Origin of the sequence: Nostoc edaphicum CCNP1411 (genome assembly GCF_014023275.1) — a bacterium.
Taxonomy (GTDB): domain Bacteria; phylum Cyanobacteriota; class Cyanobacteriia; order Cyanobacteriales; family Nostocaceae; genus Nostoc; species Nostoc edaphicum_A.
In genome coordinates, this window is record NZ_CP054698.1 from 3,974,716 (window position 1) to 4,000,882 (window position 26,167).

18 protein-coding genes and 1 pseudogene are annotated in these 26,167 nt (G+C 41.3%); 9 read left to right on the forward strand and 10 right to left on the reverse strand.

The window, feature by feature from the left end; translation table 11 throughout:
• Positions 1 to 63 precede the first annotated feature (63 nt).
• Positions 64 to 648: a hypothetical protein gene (locus HUN01_RS19270; protein ID WP_181927546.1), complete on the reverse strand. Its 585-nt coding sequence runs from the start codon at positions 646 to 648 to the stop codon at positions 64 to 66.
• Positions 649 to 1,354: 706 nt separating this feature from the next.
• On the opposite strand from HUN01_RS19270, the gene HUN01_RS19275 reads away from it, so the two are divergent.
• The 7 genes and pseudogenes from HUN01_RS19275 (at position 1,355) to HUN01_RS19305 (ending at position 11,739) form a co-directional block, all read left to right on the forward strand.
• Complete coding sequence (locus tag HUN01_RS19275) at positions 1,355 to 2,203, forward strand: hypothetical protein (protein WP_181927547.1); 849 nt, start codon at positions 1,355 to 1,357, stop codon at positions 2,201 to 2,203.
• Between the two features lie 1,245 nt (positions 2,204 to 3,448).
• A pseudogene (locus HUN01_RS19280) lies at positions 3,449 to 3,852 on the forward strand (fasciclin domain-containing protein).
• A gap of 652 nt (positions 3,853 to 4,504) precedes the next feature.
• Positions 4,505 to 6,817, forward strand: coding sequence for an NACHT domain-containing protein (locus HUN01_RS19285; RefSeq protein ID WP_181932739.1), 2,313 nt, complete (start codon positions 4,505 to 4,507; stop codon positions 6,815 to 6,817).
• Positions 6,818 to 7,578: 761 nt separating this feature from the next.
• Positions 7,579 to 8,034, forward strand: coding sequence for a response regulator (locus HUN01_RS19290; protein WP_181927548.1), 456 nt, complete (start codon positions 7,579 to 7,581; stop codon positions 8,032 to 8,034).
• A gap of 116 nt (positions 8,035 to 8,150) precedes the next feature.
• Positions 8,151 to 8,465: a Uma2 family endonuclease gene (locus HUN01_RS19295; RefSeq protein WP_238845477.1), complete on the forward strand. Its 315-nt coding sequence runs from the start codon at positions 8,151 to 8,153 to the stop codon at positions 8,463 to 8,465.
• A 568-nt stretch (positions 8,466 to 9,033) separates the two neighbouring features.
• Positions 9,034 to 10,503 (forward strand): efflux RND transporter periplasmic adaptor subunit, encoded by a 1,470-nt coding sequence (locus HUN01_RS19300; RefSeq protein WP_181927549.1) that lies wholly within the window; start codon positions 9,034 to 9,036, stop codon positions 10,501 to 10,503.
• A gap of 18 nt (positions 10,504 to 10,521) precedes the next feature.
• The gene (locus HUN01_RS19305) at positions 10,522 to 11,739 is read left to right on the forward strand and encodes an ABC transporter permease (RefSeq protein WP_181927550.1); all 1,218 of its coding nucleotides are present in this window, start codon (positions 10,522 to 10,524) and stop codon (positions 11,737 to 11,739) included.
• 223 nt (positions 11,740 to 11,962) lie between these two features.
• On the opposite strand, the gene HUN01_RS19310 is transcribed toward HUN01_RS19305, so the two are convergent.
• Positions 11,963 to 13,096 carry a glycosyltransferase family 4 protein gene (locus HUN01_RS19310; protein ID WP_181927551.1) on the reverse strand — a complete coding sequence of 378 codons (1,134 nt, stop codon included), beginning with the start codon at positions 13,094 to 13,096 and terminating at the stop codon, positions 11,963 to 11,965.
• A gap of 66 nt (positions 13,097 to 13,162) precedes the next feature.
• Between HUN01_RS19310 and HUN01_RS19315 the strand changes: the two genes are divergently transcribed.
• Positions 13,163 to 13,324: a hypothetical protein gene (locus HUN01_RS19315; protein ID WP_181927552.1), complete on the forward strand. Its 162-nt coding sequence runs from the start codon at positions 13,163 to 13,165 to the stop codon at positions 13,322 to 13,324.
• A gap of 22 nt (positions 13,325 to 13,346) precedes the next feature.
• Here HUN01_RS19315 and HUN01_RS19320 read toward each other — a convergent pair whose 3' ends face one another.
• From HUN01_RS19320 to hepA, 6 genes are all read right to left on the reverse strand, one after another.
• Entirely contained in the window at positions 13,347 to 14,789 is a 1,443-nt protein-coding gene (locus HUN01_RS19320) for an O-antigen ligase domain-containing protein (RefSeq protein WP_181927553.1), read from the reverse strand.
• A gap of 264 nt (positions 14,790 to 15,053) precedes the next feature.
• A complete protein-coding gene (locus HUN01_RS19325; protein WP_181927554.1) occupies positions 15,054 to 15,983 on the reverse strand; it encodes a glycosyltransferase family 2 protein in 930 nt (309 codons plus the stop codon).
• Positions 15,901 to 17,103: a glycosyltransferase family 4 protein gene (locus HUN01_RS19330; RefSeq protein WP_181927555.1), complete on the reverse strand. Its 1,203-nt coding sequence runs from the start codon at positions 17,101 to 17,103 to the stop codon at positions 15,901 to 15,903. Before HUN01_RS19330 ends, HUN01_RS19325 begins: the two co-directional genes overlap by 83 nt.
• 244 nt (positions 17,104 to 17,347) lie before the next feature.
• Complete coding sequence (locus HUN01_RS19335) at positions 17,348 to 18,340, reverse strand: glycosyltransferase family 2 protein (protein ID WP_181927556.1); 993 nt, start codon at positions 18,338 to 18,340, stop codon at positions 17,348 to 17,350.
• A 65-nt stretch (positions 18,341 to 18,405) separates the two neighbouring features.
• Entirely contained in the window at positions 18,406 to 19,566 is a 1,161-nt protein-coding gene (locus HUN01_RS19340; RefSeq protein WP_181927557.1) for a glycosyltransferase family 4 protein, read from the reverse strand.
• Between the two features lie 644 nt (positions 19,567 to 20,210).
• Positions 20,211 to 22,061: a heterocyst formation ABC transporter subunit HepA gene (gene hepA, locus HUN01_RS19345; RefSeq protein WP_181927558.1), complete on the reverse strand. Its 1,851-nt coding sequence runs from the start codon at positions 22,059 to 22,061 to the stop codon at positions 20,211 to 20,213.
• 85 nt (positions 22,062 to 22,146) lie between these two features.
• Between hepA and HUN01_RS19350 the strand changes: the two genes are divergently transcribed.
• Positions 22,147 to 22,347 (forward strand): hypothetical protein, encoded by a 201-nt coding sequence (locus tag HUN01_RS19350; RefSeq protein ID WP_181932953.1) that lies wholly within the window; start codon positions 22,147 to 22,149, stop codon positions 22,345 to 22,347.
• Between the two features lie 21 nt (positions 22,348 to 22,368).
• Here HUN01_RS19350 and hepC read toward each other — a convergent pair whose 3' ends face one another.
• Together hepC and HUN01_RS19360 are read right to left on the reverse strand one after the other, a co-directional pair.
• On the reverse strand, positions 22,369 to 23,070 hold the full coding sequence (hepC, locus tag HUN01_RS19355) for a heterocyst development glycosyltransferase HepC (protein ID WP_181927559.1): 702 nt from the start codon (positions 23,068 to 23,070) through the stop codon (positions 22,369 to 22,371).
• A 685-nt stretch (positions 23,071 to 23,755) separates the two neighbouring features.
• Positions 23,756 to 25,984: a GumC family protein gene (locus HUN01_RS19360; RefSeq protein ID WP_181927560.1), complete on the reverse strand. Its 2,229-nt coding sequence runs from the start codon at positions 25,982 to 25,984 to the stop codon at positions 23,756 to 23,758.
• Between the last annotated feature and the right edge of the window lie 183 nt (positions 25,985 to 26,167).

A 26,167-nucleotide genomic window follows, 5' to 3' on the forward strand; every position in this document is an offset into this window, starting at 1 on the left:
TTTAATCAGCAACGCCGTTGCAGTCACAAAGCAGTTTGATGGATTGCAGTTATGAAATCTGAGTTAACGAGCTTGTAATCGATCCGTTGGTGTCACCTTAATCGTTAGCTTTTTACCTGGTTGAAATTCCATCTCATCCACTACATATAAACTGTCCTGTGCTACTCCCAAAATACCACGTAGTTGTTTTTGATTCATTACTTTTGATAGGTCTACGCTAGCTTGCCCTTGCTTTGAGTCGATTAACCGAAACGCATCTATTGGTATATTTCCCCATATATTTTGTGTTGCTTTTGTCCGATCTTCTCCTCGGATTACTCGCCCTTCACCACCGAGATAAACTAATGCATCTCGTCTAAAACTTATTCGCTGTACTTGGCTAAGCTGAACCGAGCGAGGTGTGCCAGCACGGAAAATCTGAATTTTTTGGTTTTGGGAATTAAAATCTGTTAATTGCCCAGTGATGGATTTTCCATCTTTGAACCATACATCTGCACTAGTAGGTAATGCCAAAGGTATTAGACTGTTAATTGTTGAACGTTGTGTTTGCGCTATTTGAGGAGTTGCACTTGCTACCCATATATTTTCTACTGTTATAGTCGTAGCTATTATTGACACAATACTCAGTGTGCTAAAAACTACTTTCATATATTTATAGCTAATAATGTAGGAACTAAAGCAAAAAGGTGGATTTAGTCTCAAAAGCTTAGTATCATCAATTATACAATCAAAGAAATTACTCTTGATTTCGGAAAAGCTTTCTAAGAGGTTGTTTGAAAAGTGGTTGACTGTGATTTTAATTACGTTTTTACCCCCCTTAGTCCCCCCTTATAAAGGCTACGGTGTACACACAAGTCGTGAAATTCCACCTGACACTTGATTTCGTCCTCTAGCAATAGGATTTGTGCGATCGCTCTGTCAGCCTGTCCTCCGCGAGGATGAACGACGGAGCAATCGCTTTAACTCACGGGATTATGTGATTACTTCGCTCCGTTATCACTGCGCTCGTAATGACAATTTAAGGGGTCTATAACGCCTGAAACCCTTTCAGATAGTACTTGTGTGTACACCGTAGCCTTATAAAGGGGGGAAACAAGAAAAATCCGGTTCCCTCCCTTTTACAAGGGGAGGGTTAGGGAGGGGTAAAAAATATTTGATACATCAATCATGACTTTTCAAACATCCTCTAAAGTATTTTTGCTTGATTAACAGATTATGGCTAATTTTGATTCAAAGGCAGTACTGAGAGTGTATGTAACAATCAAGCAATGTACTTTCTCGTTTAGTGGGGTCGTTTTATCTGGTCTGCTAGTAGGTAGCTATAACTAAATTCTTAGTAATTCTGATCGTAATTATGTCCCCTACTCCTGACCATTCTTCCAACACCAATTTTTTAGGAAGCTTCGCTAGTTTGCTTGGCGTCTTAGCTATCTTCCTTTACTTTATTGGCTGGATATATCGCTGGGCTTACTTTAGTTTTTTTGAAATAGAAATTACTGCGTTAAATTTTCCATTTGAGTCTTTTTTATTAGTACCAATCCAAGTTATTCTAGGTAATATCTGGATATTTTTACGAGCGTTAGTAGCTCTGATTATTACTGTTATATTAATTCAATTCAGTCTTTGGATTATTTGTTTACCAAAGCCAGTCAGCCGATCTGGTACCTCAAAATCACTTATTACTACTTTTACGCAAAAAGTACACAACTTTTGGCTGTTTCAACGTTTGCGTTCTTTTGCTCAATTTCTACCTCTGCCTTTACGCCATGAAATCATTGTTGTTGCCTGGATTTTGGCTGCTTTATTTTGGTTAGGTTGTTGGCAAGGTGCTGCTGATGCTTTCCGGGATGCAGTTAATACAACCTCAATTAGACCTGTTGTGACTCTAGTCAGTCCACAAGACAAAAGTCCTTTAGGACTCAATCTGGAGGATTTGACAAATCCTGATTTGAAGAATTCTCGCATCATTGGAGATGTTGAGCAATTCCAACGAATTTATGGACGAGAAACAAACGATCTAACAACTAATCCAAAGCAACCTATTGTTTGGCGATTGCTAATTGAAAACAACAATTGGGTTTATCTGTTTCCTGCAATGCCTGCTGATGCAAAACGGGATCAACGTCCTCCAGTATTAGCAATCAACACTGGTGATGGTCAAGTGCAGGTACTAATTATCAGTCGTCCTAAAATGCTTCCATAAAATATAGCAGGGAGCAGGAAAGAAGGACAAAATTTGTGTAATTAATTCAAACCGCAACACTAGCATACTTTCAAGCCTCTTCCTTGTTGCTGATTAGCTCTTTGCTGTTTTCTATTTCCTATTCCGGGAGCATCCCAAATGTGTAAAAACATATTTTGTGATTGCGAGCGAAATGAAATGGAGCGTTCGCGAAGCGTCTCGAAGAGAAGCAATCGCAACATCTAGACTTTGCGATTGCTTCATTGTAAGCTTTTTAGCTTTTGGCTTAACCCGAACTCAGGTTAATTTACGAAAAGTTATGATTTTTATTGGTTTCTGGAGATTGACAATTAAATTGTGAAATATCTGGCATTTGACATCTAATTTGTGAATACCAACTTGGATGGGTATAACTTTTTTAAATAGCAAAACCCCTGACATAATCCTTGCTATATCAGGAGTTTAGGCATTTGAAATTTTGCGACAATATTTTGTTAAATTGACAAATAATTAGTGAATGTACATAAAGCATAACATTGCCGCAACGGCAAGCTTATGGGTAAAGTCACACTCCAATCCTTGACGTAGATAGGGTGTTTGCTTTCTCGTTTTAGTATTTTCTGTAAGCAAAAAGCCATATTACTTTCTCAAAATGCTTGATTGCTTTCTCATTTCAGTAGATTCAGCAAGCAAAAAGCCATATTGCTTTCTCAAAATGCTTGATTGCTTTCTCATTTCGGTAGATTCAGCAAGCAAACTGGAAATTGCTGGCTCACTTCGGTAGATTCCGCAAGTAAACTGGAGTTTGCTTTCTCATTTCGCTAACAAGATTTTTCCATTGACTTCATAACTTCTAAATTCTGTTGTATTTTAATCGAAACAGAATTCAGGAGTCAGGAGCCAGAATGGGCTAAACGCCCCGCTACTGCTAACAGAATGAATCCAGGGTATTTTTGCACTCTCACTAAATCTGCATTAGTGGTCAACAAGACAGTGGCGGATCTGAATCCCCCACTAATAGCGTAGCGTTGAGTCCGCGTTCACTTTTAGCGTCTCGTAGAGAGCATCTTCATTCTGACTCCTGTTAGCGGATAGCTAAGGTTTAGCCCATTCTGACTTCTGAATTCTTCTTCAATTAATTTTTTAATTTTTTTGCTCATATCATACAACTTATACGCTATTCAACCGTTTGCTCAAACATGATTTCTAACACTAAGATGTAATGCTAACAAGAATTAACAAATTAAATAAAACCAAGTGAAATAAATGGCTAATACTGTTGATAATGCCTTTACCGCTGGTTCTTTTAGCAGCCTTGTCAATGCAATCAAGGCTGCTAATCTGATAGATACTCTCAAAGGTGTTGACTCGTTTATCGCCTCTGCATCCACAGATCAAGCTTTTGCAAAGCTTCCAGCAGATACTGTAGAGACATTGCTTAACAATATTAATAAGCTTCAGGAACTCCTGACCTATCACGTTGTTTCTGGCAAGATAATGCCCATAAAGCCGATTGAAGGTTCAAGTTTGAAAATTGATCCTTTCCATAATGTGAACGTAGATTATACCCCACAGTCTCAAAACCCAATGCTGTTGATGATAACGGTGTCATCCACATCATTGTTGATTCCTCAGGTAACAAATGTATAGATAACGAATCATGTGTGTGAGCTAGAAACTATTTATAGTAACTACTTCACAAGTGTCTAGATATATTTTAAGTAACTCAATCAAGTTAAATGTTATACCTCTCTCCTCAGAGGATGTTTTAAAAGTGTTTGGCTGTAATTTTAGGCGCTTGTTGATCCCCCCAACCCCCCTTAAAAAGCTACGTGTACACACATCTTGGTAATGAAGCGCAAACCCTTGATTTACCCCCCTTAATCCCCCCGATGCATTGGGGGGAAATATCCGGTTCTCCCCCTTTGCAAGGGGGAGTTAGAGGGGGTGAAAAGTACTTGTGTATACACCGTAGCCCTTAAAAAGGGGAGTCTCTAAAATTCCCCCAATTTATCGGGGGATTTAGGGGGATCTAAAACGTTTTACTACCGACTAGAGAACTTTTAAAACATCCTCTAAGAGGAGAGAGGTTTCTTTTATTCAAAACAACAATTGTTTGAATTCAGGTATTGGCAACGCTTAAAATGTATAAGATAAATATATAACGTTTGAGTTTGTTGCAAAAGTTTAAAAACTTGAGAGTAACTCTGGGATTTCGTATAACTTTAAGCAAGTAAAATGCTATTATCACAACAACAGTTATAAGATTGCATATATTTATAAAAGTTAAAGTTCATGATTTCGGAGCAGGGTTTTTGTCCTATGGTCAAGCGATCGCTCCAAGCATCAATCACTGGAATTCAACAGGCTAAAAGAGCATTTACTCTCAAGGGGTGGACACAAGACAATCTAGCAGCAGAAGTCAACCTCAAGACTAGACAACCAATTTGGCGGTTTTTCAGTGGTCGTCCGGTTGAGCGTCATACCTTTATTGAAATTTGTTTGATTTTGCAACTGAATTGGCGGGAGATTGCTACCAATCCGCCGGCAGAATTCTTGGAACTAGAAGAATACACCCAACCTCCTGTGCTAGATGTTGATATATTAGTGCAACAGGTGCGATCGCAACGCTTCGACAAAATTCAAGACCAGTGTGGTATTTTGCAGTTATTGGATATCAGCCGTCCTGTTGCGATCGATGACATATATGTAGATGTGAATATTTTGGAGGAAATTGCCAGTCAACAGTGGTTAGAAATCACCGAACTGCAAAAACTTGATCCTAAAGAATTTGACCGTTTTGGCTTAGGTGAAATTGGCTTAAACCAGATACCTGGTACACAGGCAGTTGAAACACACTCCAAGCTCAGGGTGCTAGGCAAACCAGGAGTAGGTAAAACCACCTTTTTGCAACATCTCGCCATTCAGTGTAACCAAGGCGCATTTGCGGCAAATCATGTGCCGATATTTATCACACTGAGAAACTTTGCCCAAGAGTATAAGATTACCAACGACTTCAGCCTATTAAAGTACATCCGCCAGGAGTTTATCACATCCGGAATTTCAGATCCCTCAGTCATCGAAACCTTGTTTAGTGCAGGCAGAGTGTTATTGTTGCTTGATGGCATGGATGAAATTCTTAACCAACAAAGCAATGCTGTCTTAAGCGAAATTCGTAGATTTTCAGAGAAGTATCACAAAAATAAATTGGTAGCCACCTGTCGAACAGCATCTCAAAGACTTAGACTCAGAGGCTTTACCGATGTTGAAATTGCCCCATTTACCTCAGAACAAATCCAAGCCTTCGCTCAAAAATGGTTTGTGGCCTTTAGCAAGACCAACACTCAAGATGGTCAAGCACAGTCCGCTGAGTTTATTCAGAAGCTAGACTTAGCTGAAAACTGGCAATTTCGCCAACTCGTCGTCACACCCCTATTTCTGCATCTTGCCTGCTGGGTGTTTCACGGTCAAGAAAAATTTCCGACTAAGCGGACTGACTTTTATAAGCAAGGTTTAGACCTTCTATTGGGTAAATGGGATGAAGCTAAAGGTATTGAACGAGATAACATTTACCGAGGATTTTTATTACCACAAAAGCTTAAATTATTGAGTCAGATTGCAGCCGCGACATTTGAGGAAGGTCAGTACTTTTTTGAGCAACGCATCGTTGAGCAATATATTGGTGACTATATTCAGAATTTGACCAATGTGCCAATGGATGCAGACGAACTGCAAATAGAAAGCGAAGCAGCGCTGAAGGCAATCGAGGCTCAACATGGGCTATTAGCAGAACGGGCGCGGGGAATTTTTTCTTTCTCCTATCTGGCCTTTCAAGAATACTTCACAGCCAGGAAAATCGTTGCCAGCCATAACCTAGAGGCATTTGGGCAAGCACTCGCAGGTCTGGTCAGTCATATCACCGACCCGCACTGGCGCGAAATCTTCTTATTAACCGCCACCATGCTTCGGAGTGCAGACTCTTTAGTACAGTTGATGAAGCAACAGATTGATGCACTAGTTGCCCAAGACGCTTATTTACAAGAGTTTTTAGCATGGGCTAGCCAAAAATCTCGCAGTATTCCCACCCAAACAAAAGATGCGACAGTTCGAGCATTTTACCTCGCCTTGAGTCGGACTCCTCACGTAGCTCCCCACTTTGCTCTAGCTAGCAGCCTCGACCAAGGCATGTTTCTGGATGCCGCATTAGATGACCTGCTGCTGGAGTGTGCAATTGATGGGAACCAGGATTTTGCCCACATCCACGCCTGTGGAGATGCTCTGTCAATCATTCTAGGCATTGTTCTAGATGTTGGACTCCATAAATCCCTACAACAACTCTCTGACCAATTTCCAAATTCTCGTCAAAGTCAAGAACGGTTTCAGCTATGGTTGCAGACAAACTATTCAGCCTGGGCTGAACAGTTAAAAAAGACGATCATTAATTATCGCAACATTAACCACCAGTGGCAGTTTAGTACTGAACAACAGCAAGTGTTACAATATTACTACGATGCTAATCAGTTACTACTCGATTGCCTGCATAGCAATTGTGAAGTAACCGCCGCTATCAGGCAAGAAATTGAAGCCACCTTATTGTTGCCTCAGAAGGAACTTGAGGATAGGGAATGGCAATAGTTCTATTTGTTAACTCTTTAAAGGATGTTTTAAAAGTGGTTGGTTGTAATTTTAGGCACTTGTCAATCCCCTCAACCCCTCTTTTTTAGGCTACGGTGTATACACAAATTGAATTACCCCCCTTAATCCCCCGATGCATTGGGGGGAAAAATAAATCTAGTTCCCTCCCCTTTGCAAGGGGCTACGGTGTACACAGAAGTCTGATAACCCAGCCCCACAACGTTTAGATCCCCCCTAACCCCCCTTAAAAAAGGGGGGAACTAGAATTAAAGTCCCCCTTTTTAAGGGGGATTTAGGGGGATCAAACGACATTTTGCACCTAGCACAAAGATGTGTGTACACCGTAGTTTGCAAGGGGAGGGTTAGGGTGGGGTAAAACCTTGATTAATCAGCTATTTCAGACTTGTGTATGCACAGTAGCCTTTTTGAGGGGGAAATCCTAAAAGTCCCCCTTAAAAAGAGGGATTTAAGGGGATCTAAAACGTTTTGCTACCGACTAGAGGACTTTTAAAACATCCCCTTACAGATGAAGCAGAAATTTTTGTAATTTGTAAAGCTTTCCTACGTTTTGTGTCGTAATTAATCAACTCATTTAGGAAATCAAACAACACTTGCTCATAGTATAAGAACATAACCTAGTAATTTTAAGCCTTAAGTGGTTTTCTGCTACTTTTTATTTGACCTATTCGGTTCTCTGCTCTCCTTAAGACTAAGGATTTTTTAGATCACTTTGCACTTAAGCCTTAATCGCAGGTCTTATTATGAATTTAATCAATGACTTTTGCTTGGCAGTTGGGATACTTAAAGGTGTACAAGTACTTGTTGTAGACAACGATCGCGATAGTAGAGATTTGTACGCATTTTTACTCAAAGACCTGAGCGCAAATGTGATTACCGCCGGTTCAGTAAAAGAAGCTTTAGAAACCCTGAGTTGGTTTACACCCAACATCATTGTCTGTGAAATTAGGTTTTTCGGTGAAAGTATTTATACATTGCTCAACACATTGAGTGCTATGGAAGCAGATAATGGTAATCATATTCCAATCATTGTGACTTCGACATCTACCACAGGTACTCATGACCAAATTCCAGATGTAGAGTTTGAAGAATATTTACTTAAACCATTCGACCTGGACAAATTTATTTCCATAATTTGGAATCAAATACAGAAAAATATGGCGGAAAATCTTCTCCACGATGTACTAGTTTTACAGTAGTAGATCAGTTTAAGTATCGTAAAGGAGGCAGGAGGCAAAAGGAGTAAATCATTACGACCCCTTGAACTCTCGCAAGGAAGCGGGAAGCTGACGCATGTTACTATATTGGTGAAAATGTGGGTGTTATTTCTTATGGAACTTCAATCATTAATCTAGATATATATCCACCACCAGATTTAGTTATTGAAGTTGCGAATACTTCACTTGCTGATGATCAAGGTGAAAAACAGCTTTTGTACGAAGATTTAGGAGTGAAAGAATACTGGATTTTAAATGTCCAGAATGTCCAAGTTATGGCTTTTGCCATTGAGAACCAAGGTAGTAGGCGAATTACAGAATCTCAGGTATTAGCAGGATTAGCATTACGACAGATTCGCCAAATAAATCAAAGTCAAGTTGGTGCTTGGTTACTAACCCAATTTCAGCAATAATTACAAACTGCCTTGGGAATAGGGAAAAGGATACAGAGCAACTAATCCCTGATTGCACCATAGCAATCCTATTAAATTTGTGAGAATTGCAAGCCGTAGAATCTCACGAATGGTTCAGGATTGCACTAATACATTGTGGCTAAAGTCACCCATTCAGGTGAAGACATACAGAAATACTAATGCCTAGTATGAAGGAAGATTAAGCAAATATGAAGCACACTATAGGAATCCGCTTTGATTCCTGAAATTATTTACGTAGGGAGGGAACAGGGAACAGGGAATAGGGAACAGGGAAGAAGGAATAAAAGTGTACTGAGTTTTTTTCAAATCAAATACGAGTCCTATATGCGTCTAGTACAGTACGGCGGAAATAAACCACCCATTCCCAATCAACAAAACCCTTACGCTGTCTTCATTTTTAATTTTTAATTTTTAATTCCGCCTTGCGGTACTAGTTGTTTCTTCACTCATAAAAATTTAATCCTAAAGCTTTAACAACCCCGTATTCTCAATTTGTTCTCTAACTAAAAGCTACTCTTATATAACAAGATTTACAGGCTTCTTTAACATGGCTACGCACATAGAAATTCCGGTTATTGGCAAAGTTAAGTATCCATTACGCTGGCTGATGGGGCTGATGGCAGGGGGTGCTTTGGTTGTAGGTACAGTTACAACCTATACCTTGGTAAATCAAGGGACAAACAAAGAAGATATTGCTCAATTAACTGTGCCAGTGGCAGCACAAAATGTGACATTGCGGATTACAGCTAGTGGCAAAGTCGTACCAGTTCAGAGCGTAAATATTAGTCCGAAGAACCCCGGTGTGCTGTCGCAATTATACGTGGAACAAGGCGATCGCATTCAACAAGGGCAAATTCTCGCCCGGATGGATAGTGCCAGCATCGAAGCTCAAAGGAGCCAGTACCGTGCCAACTTAGCCCAAAGTCAAGCACAGCTAGCCCAAGCCGTTGCTGGTAGTCGTCCTCAAGAAATCGCTCAATCTAGGGCGCGATTAGCACAAGCACAAGCCCAACTAGCTGCGGCTAAGGCTGGTAATCGTCCTCAAGAGATTGCTCAATCTCAATCACAAGTGGATGCAGCTCAAGCAAGGGTGAATTACACCGGTGAACAGGTAAAGCGTTATCAATACTTGTATAAAGAGGGAGCAGAGAGAAAACAATTACTCGATCAAGCCATCAGCGACGACAAAAGTGCTAGAGCTAGTCTAGAAGAAGCTAAAAAACGATTGTCATTAGTCCAAAGTGGCACTCGGACTGAGGAAATCGACCAACGCCAAGCCGCTGTGAATGAAGCACGAGCAGCATTGGTACTGTTAGAAGATGGCACCCGTTCTGAAGAAATTGTCCAGCGTCAAGCCGCTGTTGCATCCGCTGAGGCTCAATTGAAGGGTGTGCAAGTGCAGTTAGATGAGACTATTATTCGCGCTCCTCTTTCGGGAATTGTTACCCAAAAATATGCTGATCCAGGGGCATTTGTCACACCGACAACCTCTGCTTCTGCTAGTGCGTCAGCAACTTCTAGTTCAATTGTCGCCGTAGCAAGGGGTTTAGAAGTATTAGCTCAAGTTCCCGAAGCCGATATTGGCAGAATTAAGCAGGGACAGCAGGTGGAAATTGTCGCCGATGCCTATCCCGATCAAGTTTTTAAAGGTAAAGTGCGCCTGATTGCTCCCGAAGCAGTGGTGGAACAAGGTGTAACATCCTTCCAGGTGCGGGTTAGTCTCGATACTGGCACAGATAAACTGCGTTCTGGCTTAAATGTGGATCTGACTTTCTTGGGCGATCGCGTTAATAATGCCTTAGTGTTACCAACGGTGTCAATCGTCACCGAAAAGGGTCAAACTGGGGTACTCATACCAGATGCAAACAATAAACCCCAGTTCCGCGAAGTTACAATTGGGGCGCAAATTCAAGACCAAACTCAGATTTTAGGGGGAATTAAAGAAGGCGATCGCGTTTTTGTGAACCCACCTAAAGACTACAAAATTGAAAAGGCGAAAGAACAGAATAATTCGTAATTAGTAATTGTTTAAAACATGAATTTTTTAGAAAGTGTCCAAATGGCGGGGAAAACTCTGCTATCGAATAAGCTGCGTAGTGCCCTCACGATGTTGGGTATAGTTATTGGCAACGCCTCAGTGATTGCCATGATTGGGATTGGCGAAGGTGGGCAAAAGTTCGTTAATAAACAGCTGGAGTCACTAGGGCCAAATGTGCTATTTGTACTGCCAGGTAATCGAGAAACTCAGCGGATATCCTTTGAAGTGCCAAAAACTCTGGTGTTGCAAGATGCGGAAGCGATCGCTTCTCAAGTACCAACAGTAGTGGGAGTTGCGCCAGAGTTAAACAGAAGACAGGTAGTTACATATCGCAATAAAAACACCGATGTCAACATCATTGGCACAACTCCCAGCTTCCTATCAGTGCGGGATTTTGAAACTGATAAAGGCAGGTTTTTCAGCGATGTAGACATGAAGCGAAATAACCAAGTCGTTGTACTAGGTGGAGACTTGGCAGAAAAACTATTCGGTAATAGTAACCCGATAGGTGAGCAATTGCGAGTTGGAAATACCAGCTTTCAAGTGATTGGGACGTTAATAGCCAAAGGTTCCAGTGTGGGAGCAGATTATGATGATGCTGCCTTAATACCAATTACAACTTCAGCAAACCGACTTGTGGGAAAGAATTCTCCCTATGGTATTGCTTTAGATTACCTTGTCGCGGCAGCTCGTGATTCAGAGAGCGTGGATGCAGCAGAATTTCAAATTACTAATTTGTTACGTCTACGGCACAAAATTAATGGTGAAGATGACTTTACTCTTCGCACCCAGAAAGATGCTTTGCAAACTGTCGGTCAAATTACAGGTGCATTGACAATTATGCTAGCTGCGATCGCAGGCATATCGTTATTTGTCGGCGGCATCGGCATCATGAATATTATGCTAGTTTCCGTCACCGAACGCACCCAAGAAATCGGATTGCGAAAAGCGATCGGGGCAACTGAGCAAGATATTTTGCTACAGTTCATCATTGAGGCAGTGATAGTTTCCGCAGCTGGCGGTTTAGTTGGGACTGCGGTTGGTATTAGTGGCATCCTATTAGTGGGAGCCTTGACACCTTTAGAAGCGAGTCTTTCTCCTGTAGCGATTACTATGGCAGTTGGTGTCTCTGGAGGTATTGGTTTATTTTTTGGCGTTGTTCCTGCACGTCGCGCCGCTAAACTCGACCCCATTGTGGCCTTGAGAAGTGCTTAGTTAAGGAGTGCTGAGTAATGAGTGCTGAGTGCTGAGTAAAAATAAAGTAATAATACGCGATGTGCAACTTAATATTCTGACCTCTCTCCAAACCTCTCTCCTAAAAGGAGAGAGGCTTTGATTTTTGCTCCCCTTCCCTTGTAGGGAAGGGGTTAGGGGTTAGGTTTGAGATAAAGTCGCACATGGCGTTAATAATCGCACTCAGCATTGTTTACAACAAGGATTAAAACTTTTGCGATAGAGTGCTAGGCATCGCAGAACGAATTGCATTAATAAAATTTTGGGCATAGTTCTGCGTTGAAAAATCGAGGGCGCGTTGTCTGGCGGCTACTCCCGCACTCCGGGCAAATTCTTGTTCGTCAAGATAGCGGAGAATTGCGATCGCTAATTTCTCTGCATCGCCGTAAGGTGTTAATAGTCCATTCATGCCATCGGTAATAATTTCCGTCGGGCCACCTGCATCACCAGCAATCACAGGTTTACCCAGTGCCATCGCCTCAATAATCACAATCCCAAACGGCTCTTTATCCGATGCATGAACGAATACATCCATCGCCTGTACCCACTCTGGGATATTACGCTGTAGCCCAGCCATAATTACTTGCTCTTTCAAGCCCAAGGTTGCGATTTCAGTTTTTAAGAAGTCCTCATAATCCGGCTCCAAATCATGTTTACCGCCAACCACAACACAATGGGCATCGGGATACTTCTGTAAAATTTTGGGCATTGCTTGCACCAATACGTGCATTCCCTTCCATCGTTGCAATCGCCCAACAATTCCAATCAACGGCCCGTGTAAAGGTAAGCCCAGTTTCCGGCGTGCTTCTTCTGGAGTTGGTAAAGCATTAGGCTCAAATCGGTCTAATGCGACACCAGGATAAACCAAAGGTGTTGGTCTGTGGGGCCAAATTTCTGCCTGTGCTTGCTTACCATCTTGGGAGAGAGTGATAATTGCCCGCGCTGGGATTAAAGTAGCAAATCGTACTAACCAAGTCTTATCACTAGGTACTTCTAGTTGATACCATATAGCTGGCAAGCCCGCCAGTATCGCCGCCAAACCTCCAGATATATGCGTGATCCACATCCAATTGACAATTATATCTGCACGTTCGCGGCGTGCGATCGCAGCTATCCGAAAAACGGCGGCAATAAAACGGTGGATTTGGCGTAAACGCCCACTTTCCACAACTCGCGTATCAATACCAAGCGACCTTACTTGTTCGACCATCGGGCCGTCTTCTAAAAATATCACCAGCCACTCGACACCAGCATTACGTCCCTGCTTCACCAAATCCCAAAGCATCATTTCACCGCCGCCTCGTTGTTCAGCCAGCGGCATTACAATAATTACTTTCATAATCTATATCATTCCTATTTAAGTTATAAGTTTCGTCTTTTAACAAAATCCAATGACAAATGACTATTGAAGAAGAATTCAGAAGTCAGAATTCAGGAGTCAGAATCAAGACGCTCTCTACGAGACGCTACGCGAACGCGGACTCGCTTGCCGCCGGCGCTATCCGCCACTCGTACAAAATTCATTCTGTTAGCGGTAGCGGGGCGTTTAGCCCATTCTGACTCCTGACTCCTGAATTCTGTTTCGATGACTAATGACCACTTAACGAATTATTTTGATGTTGATAATATTTATGTCCCGCCATAGCCATAGCTAAAAATCCCCAAAGAATCATCCCTGCGACGCTTAACATCCCACTACCAATAACTAGCTGAGTAGCAGAACTAATACCAATAGCGCGGGCAGCACTGATAAAACTATCAAAACGACCTTCACCATATTTGCTGACACTAATAATTAAAAAAATTAATCCACCCATATAAAAGATGGCTCCAAACCAACCAAGAGTGAAAAACATATCTAAAATACCGCTATCAATCACCACCACTTCAATTTGACCAGTTTTTTCGTTGACTTTCCAAATATTTCCTAACCCATTACCTAAAGCATTAGAAAGGGCTAAACCAAGATTTTTGTCATAACTTCCCGATCTATCTTGAAAGCTGCCGTCATCTTCAAGACTGGACAAAGTTTCCAAACGCGCTGCTACCACTCCGGCAATTGGCTCGATAGTTGTCAATGGCACAACACAAATTGCCATCACCACGATTATGCCAATTAAACGCATTTGAATTCGGGTTTTGACTGAACCCATAATCATAATTACTCCAAATAACCAGCCTCCCCAATTAGTACGTGCTTGCGTCAACAAAAAAGATAAGTAACCAACAGCTGAAGCAGGAAAAATTAAATTCCCTGAACTAGTAAATAACAACAGTAACCCAGCCTGCATAACAGCACCAAAGGGGCCGACTGAATGCAATGTACTCCAGACGCGCATCCCAAAGGGTACGGGGTTTCCAGAACTGGTGAATAATTTTGATTCGATGAGCCAATATCTGTCCCATTCAGGAGCTACCACGAATTGGTATACGCCATAAGCCCCTAAAATCAACACACACCAGAGGAATGTTCGCTGAATATTCTGGCGATAGCTGGGATAATCTCGCCAATTAGTAAATAAGTGAAAAGCGAAGATGATCGGACTGAGCCAATCTAATAAACCGCGGGCTACAGGGATAGGTGGATTATAAATCAGACCTATCAGAAAACCATAGAACACTCCAATAAAAGCCAAAACAAAGGGTAATCCGCCTTGGCGAGAGGCGCGGGGAAAGTGTCGTAAAAAAGTTGCTATGGTGACAAACACCACTAAATAGGGTGCTATGAGCATTTGACGGCTAGCATCCCAGCCAACTCGATAGTCAACTAAGCGGGTAGCTAAGGGCGTCAGAAACCAGATCCACCAGGTAAAGCTGATGTAGAGAATGGGATGCCGCAAGTATAAAAACACGGCTACTATTAAAGCTGTCACCGGATAAATTAGGCGCAATGCAGCAGTAGCACCAGCAAAATAGCAAACTACAGTCAGTAATAGAAAACCTGCGATCGCCATCCAACCCTGTAGCGATCGCTCTTGGGGAGAATAGTTTTCTTGTGAAAAACTATTAAAAAGTATCTGTCTAGAATTCATTCAATTTTAGATTTTGGATTTACCAAAGGTTTGTAGTAAGCACTTTAGTGCTTAAAAAATAAACTTGAGTTCGATAGATTCTGAAGAACCCCTCTCCAAACCTCTCCCCGAAACGGAGAGAGGCTTAAGAACCTAATTTTTGTGTTGCTCCTCCCTTTCCGCTTCGGAGAGGGAGGCTGGGAGGGAGAGGTCTGTCGAATTCACGTTAAAATAAAGACTAAAGTCATTACTACAAACTTCTTTACCCATCAATTTCAACTTTAATTACGAATTACGAATTACGAATTCTTTATATCCTTGCCAACGCCCACGCCAAGATGCTAGCAATTTTTTCCCCGCCAACTGCCCTTGACTAGGTAAAAATCTTAGCCATTGTACGAAGCCCAAGCTATCGCATGTACCCACGAATATTGCCCAGAATAAAAATACAATTCGGCGGATAAATGGCAGATGCTCTAATAAGACTAAGGTTTCGTTATGAACTAAATTAATAAAGGCAACTTCATTAAAGTTATTTCGCTGATCTTCATCAAAACGTTGTGCTGGATAGTGATCTACAGCAACATTAGGATCATAAATTATTTTCCAACCAGCCCGTTTTAATGTCAGAGTGAATGCCATTTCAAAGTGTACTTGCGCTCCAGTACCACGCATCCGTTCATCAAAGCGTAATTGTCCGATTGCCTCTTTACGAAAACTCATGTTTACGCCCTTGAGAATATCGACTTCGCGGGGTTCTCCCACTCCCAGGTGATGGTTGCCAATTACTCGCCCAAACCACTGCAATTGTCCTACTACTGGGCGGGATGCGTCTTCTAATTTGCTGCCGTGGTGTATCCAATCACGCCCTCCCAGACCGCCGAGGCGACTATCTGAGGTAAAGTAAGCGGCGATGCGCTCTAACCAATCTGGGTGAGGTGCGGCATCATCATCAGTAATGGAAACAATATCGCCTTCCACTGCTGCCAATCCGGCGTTGAGGGCTGCTACTACCCCCGGTTGTGTAACTTTCACAGTATGCAGTGGCAAGTTGGGCGCGTTTAATTGCGCCAGGAATTGCCAAGTTTCTGCATCCGTATCGCGGACAACCACTATCACCTGATCAACGGGTTTAATTTGCTCCTGTAGCGCCAAAAGGCAGCGTGATAGGTCTTGTGGACGGCGATAAGTCGGTATCAGAACAGTGTTCCGCATTCTTGCTTAACTCCTCGAATAGATCCACATAAGTTTGTGCCATAGTAATCCAGCTATGTTGTTCTGCCACAGAACGAGCTGCTTTGCTCATTTGCTGCATCAATGGGACATCGTTCACCAAGGACATCAACGCCACAGCTAAAGCATCAATATCATCTGAGTCGGGTAAGACGATGCCACATTCTGGTGTCACCAACTCTGCACCTCCGGTAGCTGTGGCAGTAATTACTGGTAGTCCTGAAGAAAGTGCTTCTAACAATACGAGGCTACAAGCTTCATATCGGGAAGGAAAAATAAATAAATCTACTGACCGCATAATTTCGGGGATATCACGACGATATCCGAGAAAATGCACGCGATCGCTTAACCCCAAGGAAGCTGCCAGTTGAGGGAAGGGACTACCTTCGATATGGCCCACCACCGCCAGATGTAAATCGGGAACTTTCACCAAGGCGTGCAGTATGGTATCTAAGTTCTTTCTCGGTGTGCGGATGTCTCCAGCGAACAATGCTAGGGTGACATTTTCCGGTAAACCTAATTTTTGGCGGTCGCTTTGGCCAGGGGCAAACTCTTCTAAGTCTACGCCATTGACAATTACGCGAATCCGAGAACGAGGTACACCAATATTGACTAATTCGTGACCAATTTTTTCCGATACAGCTACGACAACCTGCGCTTTTTGGAAAGCCTGTTTTTCCCAATGGGCATTAAAAGCCGTAAACAGCCATTGATAGAAACCATATAAGTCTCGGCGGTTGCGGGAAATATGAACAGGCGATCGCAACCATGAACTGTGGACAAAATGTACAGCATTCACATCAGCCGCAGCCAGATTAATCGCTCCATTGACTTTAACTAAATCAATTTCAGAGCGATGTTGACGTAACCAATCTGCACTTTTTTGAGCAAATACAAAATTACGCACAAATTCTGTGGGATAGCCTTTGACTGGAATTTTAATCCAATTAACTTGGCTATTGTCTTCTAGTTCTGGAGCAACTTCACTAGCTAATAATGTCAGGTGATGACCACGACGAATTGCTTCATTAGCAACTTCATAGTTTACCCGCCCCTGACCATCACCTTTTTTGATTTTATGAGTAACAATACAAAGTTTCATCCATTACCTTCCTTAATTATAAAAGCTCACTCATAACCGCAGATAAAGAATTTTAAATAATCTTATTTTCTTGCCTCTGCGTTCACTATTACTTTATTGAAAGCGACGGTAAACTCCATCCCCAGGTGTCTGGAGAGGGATAATCGCCCTGTCGCTTGGGGCATAATTAGTACCTTCTTCCCCATGCCCCATTCCCCATTCCCCATGCCCAAAAACTCCATCCCCTTGTGGGTGGAGTTTTTCATTATTTCGGTATTTTCATTAACTTACTTGCCACAACTCGCGGCGTGAAACTAAGAGTAAGTGCCGCTATAGTTCGCACATCAAATTTTTGTTGATTCAGCACTTGCCAAAAATAAGGGCGTGCTGCGGCTATTTGTTCACTTCGCAGCAAACCAATTCCTAAAGTAGTATTAGCTTCTAACCATTTCCGTTGAAAGTAAGTTTTAAAGTGCTGTAAGCGAGGGTCTTCCATAAAGACTTGATAACAAAACATTTCGCTTTTAGCTTTGCGAATTTTTGCCTGTACATCTCGACTGCCACTGAGCATAGTATCAGTTTGCTCATGGGCGCGATATTGCGTCAATCTTTCAGGATAGTAATAAGCGCTACCACCAGATATACAGCAGAGGTAAGTTAAATATAAATCCCACATTCCGCCAACTTCTGAGGGAATAGTATGCCAATCAATAAAATTATTGCGAATTACACAAGATGCAGCAGTGGGTATGCTTTTATCTATCAATCCAATTTTATAAAAAGATTGATGAATTCCTTTTGCTAGTTTGTCCCGTTTGTAAGCACGTGTATTTTCTTCAGTTCCAATTTTATTAATTTTCCCAGATGCATTTATAATATATTGGTCGCAAAAAGCGATAACTAACTCAGAATTTGCTTCAAGTAGTGGTACTAGCTTTGTTAAAAAATCTTCATTCCAGATATCATCATCATGGAGACTAGCAACATATTTACCCTGTGCCATCTTAAAGCCATGCTGCTGATTAGCAAGCATACCCACATTTTGCTGATGTCGCCAAAATCTGATACGTGAATCACCAAAAGATTCGACAAGTGCTTGAGGATTTTCTGGGCTACAATTATCAGAAATAATAATTTCGATATTTTGATAAGTTTGTTTTACAGCACTAGCGATCGCTAGCTTAAGATACTCTGAACGGTTATAGGTGGGAATAATCACGCTAACTAAAGGTGGTTCGCATTCTTGCTGCAATGACATATTGTTCTCCCTTGATTTTTTCTAAGTAGAAGATTGCACTAATTGATATTTTTAGCGAACTCAGATTATTTAGCTTGAGGGATGCTATATAACTTTTTCGCTCTCGAAGGAAATTCAGCTATTGTTTTTGCATAAATTGTTCGCAGATTATTTACATGAGCAGCCATTGTAAATTCTTTCATCAATAAAGCATGACCTTGTTCGCCCATATATCGGCTTTTTTGATAATCTCTATACAACTCATGGATGGCATCAGCTAGTTTTTGAATATCATTACCTGGAACAAGAATACCCGTTTCTCCATCTCGTAAATGTTCTGGAATTCCTCCGACTGCACTACCAATTACAGGCCGACAACGAGAGTATGCTTCGAGAGTTACAAGACCAGCAGGTTCAGGCCAAACACTAGGAAAAACGACTGCAAAACACTGTTGATAAAGTTGATTTATTTTATCGCGATCGCACCAACCATGCCAAGTAATTCGGTCATTCAATCCGAGGGTCTTTGCTAACTTTTCTAAGCGGGGTCGTTCCCAGCCTTCACCCGCAATATCAAGTTGAATTTTTGGGTCTGTATGTATTAAGGTTTTGAGTAACCATTCCAGACCTTTATCAGAAACAATTCGTCCAGCAAACAAAATTCTATGATTTTTATGAACTTCTAAACTTAGGGGTACGGTTGCTGTTTGCGGTACAGATATACCACAGTGTATTGTTACAGTTTGTTCAGGGGGTACACCATTTTTAATTAATTCTTGGCGCACATATTCGCTATTAGCCAGAAAAGTAATTTTTACCTTTTTTAATAAATCTAATAATTGATGAGTATTTTGAAGTTCTCTAAGAGTTCTTAAAGGCCTACGGCTACCACATTTATCTATTAACTTACCCCAGGTACATCCTAAGTAAGAGAAATTGCGATCGCAGATTGTCCGCTGCTCTGCTAAATACTTTGTGCCACTAGGACAGTAGAATGAGTGATTATGAACGCTGAAAACTGCGGGACATTCGCCTGTAAGCTGCAACAGCAAATCTGGGCTGTGAATGTGCAGCAGTTTAAACTGGCTTTGATCTACATTATCGAGTGATTTTATCACGCGATCGCTAACTTCGTGTGGTCGATGTTCAAATAGAGAAGCTAAATAAGTTTCAACACCTCCGCCCTCACCTACATCAAAATTGGAGCATTGATAAATCAGGTTTGGGTCAATTATTTTCTGGTACATATTTTCTGTTATTTTTTAGTATATTTAACCAAGTTTGATAATTGCTAAAAACTTATAGCGGTTCCCGACCTAGTCAGGTACGTTTTTAAAGCTATTAACCTTGGTGAGCAAGATTTGGATGTACCTCAGTTGCCTGGGAAACGCTATATCCCTCTTCTGTCACTCTCCGAAAACATTTGCCTTTTCTAAAATCTAGAGCTTTTGTATAACAAGCGATTGCGCGATTATTTTCTAATAACAAATACAAGTCCTATTTTTTTCTAATAGTATAGCTTGTATTGATTGCCTCATGAGGCTTCTAGCGATCACTTTCCCGGAAAGTGACAGAAGAGGGATATTATCAAAGATAATAAAGCTTTAGAATACTGTTTTTTGGCGAGAGGATGTCTGAAAAGTATTTTTGATAACATCTAAGCCTCGGAAACCTAACCCCCATAGCTACAAGGGAATAGGGGTTTCAAAGCCTCTCTCCGTTTCGGGGAGAGGTTTGGAGAGGGGTTCACAGTATACTTTGCGACTTTTCAGACATCCTCCGATACAATTTCACCCAATTACTGTTACAGATACATAGTTAGGGTCATACGGCTGTAGAAATATACAGCCGATTTATAGGTTACAAGTCTTTGGGTAATCGGATATTGCTTCTAATCCGATTGTCTTACTTCATACTGCATTTGATGATATTTCCAAAGCTTACCTTTTAGTTCCAAAAGTTCTTGATATTTACCTTGTTCTACTATCCGTCCCTGTTCTAAAACTACAACTTTATCTGCTTTAGAAATAGTAGAAAGACGGTGAGCGATCGCAATTACTGTTTTACCAACAGATAGCTTTTCTAATGAATCTTGAATTAAGCGCTCAGATAGTGAATCTAAGGCGCTAGTTGCTTCATCCAAAATCAAAATTTCGGGGTTCCTTAGCAAAGCTCGTGCAATAGCAATTCGCTGTCTTTGTCCTCCAGATAATCTAACACCCCGATCTCCCAATTGGGTGTTAAAACCTTCGGGCATTTCTAAAATAAATTCTAGTGCGTTTGCTAGTTTAGCTGCTTCTTGAATTTCCTCATTAGTTGCTTCTGGAGTCCCGTAAGAAATATTTTCCCAAACATTAGTATTGAAGATAAAAGTATCCTGACTGACAACAGCTATTTTGCGACGCAGAGAGTTAATTTCAAACTGCTGAATATCAATTTCATCAATATAGAGATATCCATCTGTAGCATTATAAAATCTGGGAATTAAATCCGCAAGAGTTGTTTTACCAGCACCAGAGGCTCCGACTAATGCTGTCATTTTTCCCTTTTCAATAGTTAGGGTAATATTATGCAGCACTAGATTTTCATCATCATAACCAAAATCTACAGATACTAAATCTATTGATCTTTTTAAACCAGTAAACTGAACTTTGCCATTTTTAAAGTAATATTTTTCCTCCGTTGTCAACAGCTTTTTAACATTGTCTGCCGAACCATGTAAAGTACTGAGATATGCTCTCGTCCCATTGATATCTTGAACGAAGGGAATAAAGCGAAATAACACAAAGAAAAAGGTTAGCAAAGAAGCAACTTGTAGTGTTCCATTGGTAACAAGGCTAGTGAAAGCCAAAATAATCATTCCCACCAATACCGTAGTTGCTACCCCTTCGGCAATTGGCTTCACAAGTGTCCAAGTGAATACAACTTTTGTTGTAGAACTTATTACTTTGTCGCTAGCTTTGTAGTAACGCTGACGCTCAAATTCTTGAGTACCGCAGGTGTGAACAGTCCGAATTCCATTAATAAATTCTATGGCTGTTGATGTAAAATTAGCATTAGCAGTTGTCATCCCAAAACTTGATTCTCTGACTCTAGCGTTCAGATTAGACAACCCCACACCTAAAAGTGTAAATAGTAATGCTGAAATTAGCGTCAGTTGCCATGATATCAAAAACATTGATATTAAGTAGACAATAGTTGTCAATCCTCTTGTTACTAAAAAAGCACCGCCACTGAAACCCTGTCTGATCTTTTCGATTTCTGTGGTAATTGTGTTAATTAGTTCACCAGAACGAGTTTTGGCAAAGTAACTCAGCGATAAAGATTGTAACTGTTCAAAAATTTGCTTACGTAAGCGGTCGGCAAGATGTAGTTGAGATAATTCAGTATAGACTTGAGAAAAATAATTGAAGGTAGCACGTAACCAAGTACTCAATAAAATCAGCAAAGATACGCGGTAGAGGCGATTAATTGCTGATGTCTTGGCTCCCAGAATCCAAATATCAAACCATTCTATTCCTGTTTGGACAGGTTGAGCATTGGGGCTGGTTAAACTTTGCAAAAATGAAAGTAAGAAACCAATACTCACGCCTTCAAAAGTTGCCGCCAAAATCGAAAATATCAGAGCTAAAATTGCAATTTTGCGAAAGTGTTTAAATTCTCGCAATATCAAATAGTTTTCTTGCCAAAAGCTGGTAGCTTTGAGCAGATTACGAAGTTGTTGAGGAAGTTGAGAATGCATGAATTTTATAATAATAGTTTGGCAAGGTAGATAGACCGCTATAGATGCTACGCAAGCAATTTTTACTTTAGCCTCAGTGCGGTAGATGAAATCATCAATTACGGAAGAAGAATTCAGAATTCAGGAGCCAGAATCCAGAATGGATTCTGTGCGACTGGATGGAAAATCGAGGTTTAGAGCAAGCGATTTTAAGACACTCAAGGATTCGCTACCGCTACGCTATCGTGGAGAAGAAAAAATTCTTTCCGTGACTGTTGCCCCTGACTTGACTGTTGAGGTATTCTGAATTCTGAATTCTGACTCCTTTTCATAGGGTTTGGCCATCCAGATGTAACAGGTGAGACTGTGCCTCTACTTCCCATAAAGCTGGTAGTTTATTTAGCTGTACTGCATCTTCTAAAGTCCAACAACGAGAGCCGGTTAAACTCATGTCACCCCGCAGCACGTTAAATAACTGTGGCAGATTGTTGAGATTGTATTTGCCCATCCAACGCTCTAGGGGTGTGGTGTTGTACGTGCAAAAACTCATCGATTGAAAGAGTTTACCCCGTTCTCCAACACGCCATTCATGACAAAAAAGTGATCCTGGTGAGTAAACCTGCATCAACACAATCAATCCCAGCATTACTGGACTCAGTAATAGCAGCAACCCTAAAGCAGCAATCCAATCAATTAGTCGCTGCAATTGTCTGAAGGGTAGTTTTTTGCCAGTGGGTATGCTGAGGAATATTGGCTTTTGAGCTTCTTCACATGCATCTGCCCAAAACCGGAGCGAAGCTTCACCCAGCTTTGGATCTATGCTTACCAAACTTACTGGAGAATGTTGTAAGCATTTTACTAGCGATCGCTTACTATCTAATGCAGGCAGATATGGTTGTTTAACTTTTCCAGGCACCTTCACCAACAACTTACCGCGCCGCCATTGGAGTGTGCAGTACCCACGATTATCTTGGTTTTCCTGGGTTACATCATATAAATTCTGTAGAGTTGGAATTATTGAAGTTGTCATAATGTCTTTGGGTTTATACAGGAGTGAATTACTGAGGCGTTATCAAAGGCTATCAATGCCAAAGACCCAAATCCGAATCTTGTTGTCAGTCCAAAAAGATTGAGGGCAAAAATATGCTATTGCTATTTGCCACTCAGCCAAGCACACATCATGCAGAATTCTGCTGGTGTAGAGGTGTACAAATCAACGTTACTATCAATATTCATGGGTAATTGGTATTTTTCCGGTAACTACTGAAAGTAGAAATGTGTAGAGGGAAATTACCCATAAATCTATATATACGTTTAATCGTACTGAGGTGTTTCTTGTGTCGATAGATTTACCAAAACCAGTCCACTCTTGTCTTCTAGCCTTTATGAAGGTGCTTTAATCTCTAGAATATAAGACTATGTAGAAATAGCGATCGCTCAAATAAATTCTTTATTTACTCTTTAAAGAGCCAGTGATTTCCCTGAAAATCCATAAAGATAGCATAAATATACTGAAATTTTCCTGATAGCAATAAAATTAAATTTTGGTCATAAAAATGTAGGGGCAATTCATGAATTGCCCCTACCTAATCAGTCTTTACCTCGTTCCCAGTCTCCGACTGGGAATGCCATCCTAGAGGCTCCGCCTCCCTTACTCGCGGCAGAGCCGCTTTGAATGCATTTCCAGCCAGAGGCTAGAAACGAGAAATTACGAATTACTTTTCTACAGCTTGTCGCAGGGCTAATTGCTGTTGTTTGATATAAGGTACGTAATTACTGCTAGAGTTTGATACCCCATTAGCTACAACCCCAATCAGATTTAACTTACTCAGCATGGCTGTTGCTTGATTAAGCTGACTCCGCGTCACAATACCAATGCTTGCCACCATAACCACGCTACGACAAGATGAGGCGGTGAGCATAGCATCCACCAAGCCGAGAACTGGGGGAGCATCTATCAGTACCAAATCATAGTTTTCCTCAAATGCTGCCATTAGTTGCATCATCCGAGGCGAACTCAACAGATTAGCTGGATCAGCAGGTTTGGGGCCGGCGGTCAAAATATCGATGTAAGCGGAACCTGAGTATTGCAGACTAATCTGGTTGGGTAGACTTGCATCACTCGCCAATAGAGTTGAAAGCCCCTGCTCGTTAGGAAGATTCAGTTGGTGGTGTAGACTGGGATCGCGTAAATTGGCATCAATGAGCAGTACCCTTTTGTGTAAACGGGCAGCACTCATCGCCAAACCCAACGCCAAAGCTGATTTACCCTCATCGGCTAAAGCCGAGGTGATCATCAAAGATTTTAAGCTAGTAACAGTATTTAAAAGTTCAATGTTTTTGTAAATCAGATCCAGCGATTCCCAACGCGGTGGAGATTGCAATACCTGAATCGTCCAGGGGGCAAGAACTTCTGGCTTCCCAAAAGGTAACTTGATCATTGATTCTCTGGGTTTGGCTGGCGGTAATTTGGGAGTTGTTCCCAACAACGGCATAGCCATTTGCTTCTCCAACTCAGCAGTGGTGTGAACTGCATCATCAGCCGATTCCCGAATAAAGGCAGCAATACCTCCTAACATTAACCCTACCACAGCACCTAACAGCAAATTCTGCTGAAGATTGGGGCCTAATTGTGCGCCCTGTTGGGGATCTTCTACCACTTCCCAATTAAATCCACCCTTGGAAAGTTCTTGCCGCAATTGCTGTTCTGCTCTTAAAAGTTGTTCTAATCTTTCACGACTAAATTGCAACTGCGGTAGCATCCGATTGTAATAAGCTAACAGAGGCGGGAAACGTTTAATTTCCAAACGTAGCTCGTTTTCTTTCTGAACTAAAGTTTGATCGCGAGCAGTTAAGGCAACTATATTAGTCTGCGTTTCCACTAGCTGACCGGCAAGGCTGAGATCAATTTCACCGAGTTGTCCTCGTTCGAGAAGAGAGTCTCCAGAAGTGAAAGCACCAGCAGACTTTCCGCCTAAAGTTCTTCCTACTTCTTGTTGTAATAATTCCTTCTGTCCCTGAAGCTGTTCTTTGAGCTTTTGCACACTCGGAGTTTGATCTGTAAAGCGTAAACGTTCTTGTGCTAGTGCTAGTTCGCTTTTTTGGATTTCGTTGAGTAAGCTTTGGTAGCGAGTAGACTGACTCAGACGAGAAGCAACTAGAGCATTTTGGGGAGAACGATTAAGTTGTTCTTCTAAAGATTTTTGGCGTGCTAAAGCTTCCCCATATTGGGCGCGAGTTGTCTGTCTTTCTTGGCCAATATTGTTCAAAGCTGTCTCAATAGCTTTCGCCTGTGACTCTGGATCAATTAAGTTCTGATTTCTCCGAAACCTTTGTAAATTTGTTTCAGCCGCGTTTACTTCTTCACTGGCTTTACTTAACTGTTCCCTGATAATTTGCAAACCTTTTTGCAAACGAGAACTCTGTTGCTGTTTGTTATATTCCACATAAACTTGTCGAATTGCACCCAGAACTTTTTGTGTTTTTTCTGGATCTCCAGCAGTGTATTCAACTTGAAATATTTTAGTAGCAACATTATCTTCTTTGCTCCTTAATTGAGTTAAGACCAAAGAAGCTTTAATCTCAGATGTACTTATATCTGGATAGTCAGACTGAAGTTTATCAACTGCTTTTTGGATGAGTCCCGAACTCTGCATCAAGTTAAGCTGAGTAGCAGTATCTATAAACACATTCGAGTCAGTAAACTGGTTGTCTACCCCAGCACCTTCTTTCTTACCCTGATAGTTAGGCTCTACAAGCAGTTGCATAGAACTTCTATAAGTAGGTTTGGTTTTTAAAGTTACCATACTTGCAATAGCAATAGAAGCAACAAATACTGCTAAGAACCAAGGGAATCTCCGCACAAATACGGCAAACATTTGTCCGTAACTTGGCTCATTTTCAGATGATGGAATTATTTGAGGATTTAGACTAGTTTGAACCACTTTTATATCCTTGTCTTCAAGATTTACGCTAAGAGATAAAGAAGAATTCAGAATTCAGAAGTCAGAATGTAATCAGTAGATAATTTAAATGTGTCGCTGGTTGAAGACTAGTAAATTTAACCTATGATTTTGCAAGTTTGGCAGAGTTCATGCTATTAGCGGATAGCTAAGGTTTAGCCCATT

Coding starts and splice junctions, on each gene's coding strand:
- HUN01_RS19270 (WP_181927546.1), bottom strand. CDS start 648: ATGAAAGTAGTTTTTAGCACACTGAGTATTGTGTCAATAATAGCTACG.
- HUN01_RS19275 (WP_181927547.1), top strand. CDS start 1,355: ATGTCCCCTACTCCTGACCATTCTTCCAACACCAATTTTTTAGGAAGC.
- HUN01_RS19285 (WP_181932739.1), top strand. CDS start 4,505: ATGGTCAAGCGATCGCTCCAAGCATCAATCACTGGAATTCAACAGGCT.
- HUN01_RS19290 (WP_181927548.1), top strand. CDS start 7,579: ATGAATTTAATCAATGACTTTTGCTTGGCAGTTGGGATACTTAAAGGT.
- HUN01_RS19300 (WP_181927549.1), top strand. CDS start 9,034: ATGGCTACGCACATAGAAATTCCGGTTATTGGCAAAGTTAAGTATCCA.
- HUN01_RS19305 (WP_181927550.1), top strand. CDS start 10,522: ATGAATTTTTTAGAAAGTGTCCAAATGGCGGGGAAAACTCTGCTATCG.
- HUN01_RS19310 (WP_181927551.1), bottom strand. CDS start 13,096: ATGAAAGTAATTATTGTAATGCCGCTGGCTGAACAACGAGGCGGCGGT.
- HUN01_RS19320 (WP_181927553.1), bottom strand. CDS start 14,789: ATGAATTCTAGACAGATACTTTTTAATAGTTTTTCACAAGAAAACTAT.
- HUN01_RS19325 (WP_181927554.1), bottom strand. CDS start 15,983: ATGCGGAACACTGTTCTGATACCGACTTATCGCCGTCCACAAGACCTA.
- HUN01_RS19330 (WP_181927555.1), bottom strand. CDS start 17,103: ATGAAACTTTGTATTGTTACTCATAAAATCAAAAAAGGTGATGGTCAG.
- HUN01_RS19335 (WP_181927556.1), bottom strand. CDS start 18,340: ATGTCATTGCAGCAAGAATGCGAACCACCTTTAGTTAGCGTGATTATT.
- HUN01_RS19340 (WP_181927557.1), bottom strand. CDS start 19,566: ATGTACCAGAAAATAATTGACCCAAACCTGATTTATCAATGCTCCAAT.
- hepA (WP_181927558.1), bottom strand. CDS start 22,061: ATGCATTCTCAACTTCCTCAACAACTTCGTAATCTGCTCAAAGCTACC.
- HUN01_RS19350 (WP_181932953.1), top strand. CDS start 22,147: ATGAAATCATCAATTACGGAAGAAGAATTCAGAATTCAGGAGCCAGAA.
- hepC (WP_181927559.1), bottom strand. CDS start 23,070: ATGACAACTTCAATAATTCCAACTCTACAGAATTTATATGATGTAACC.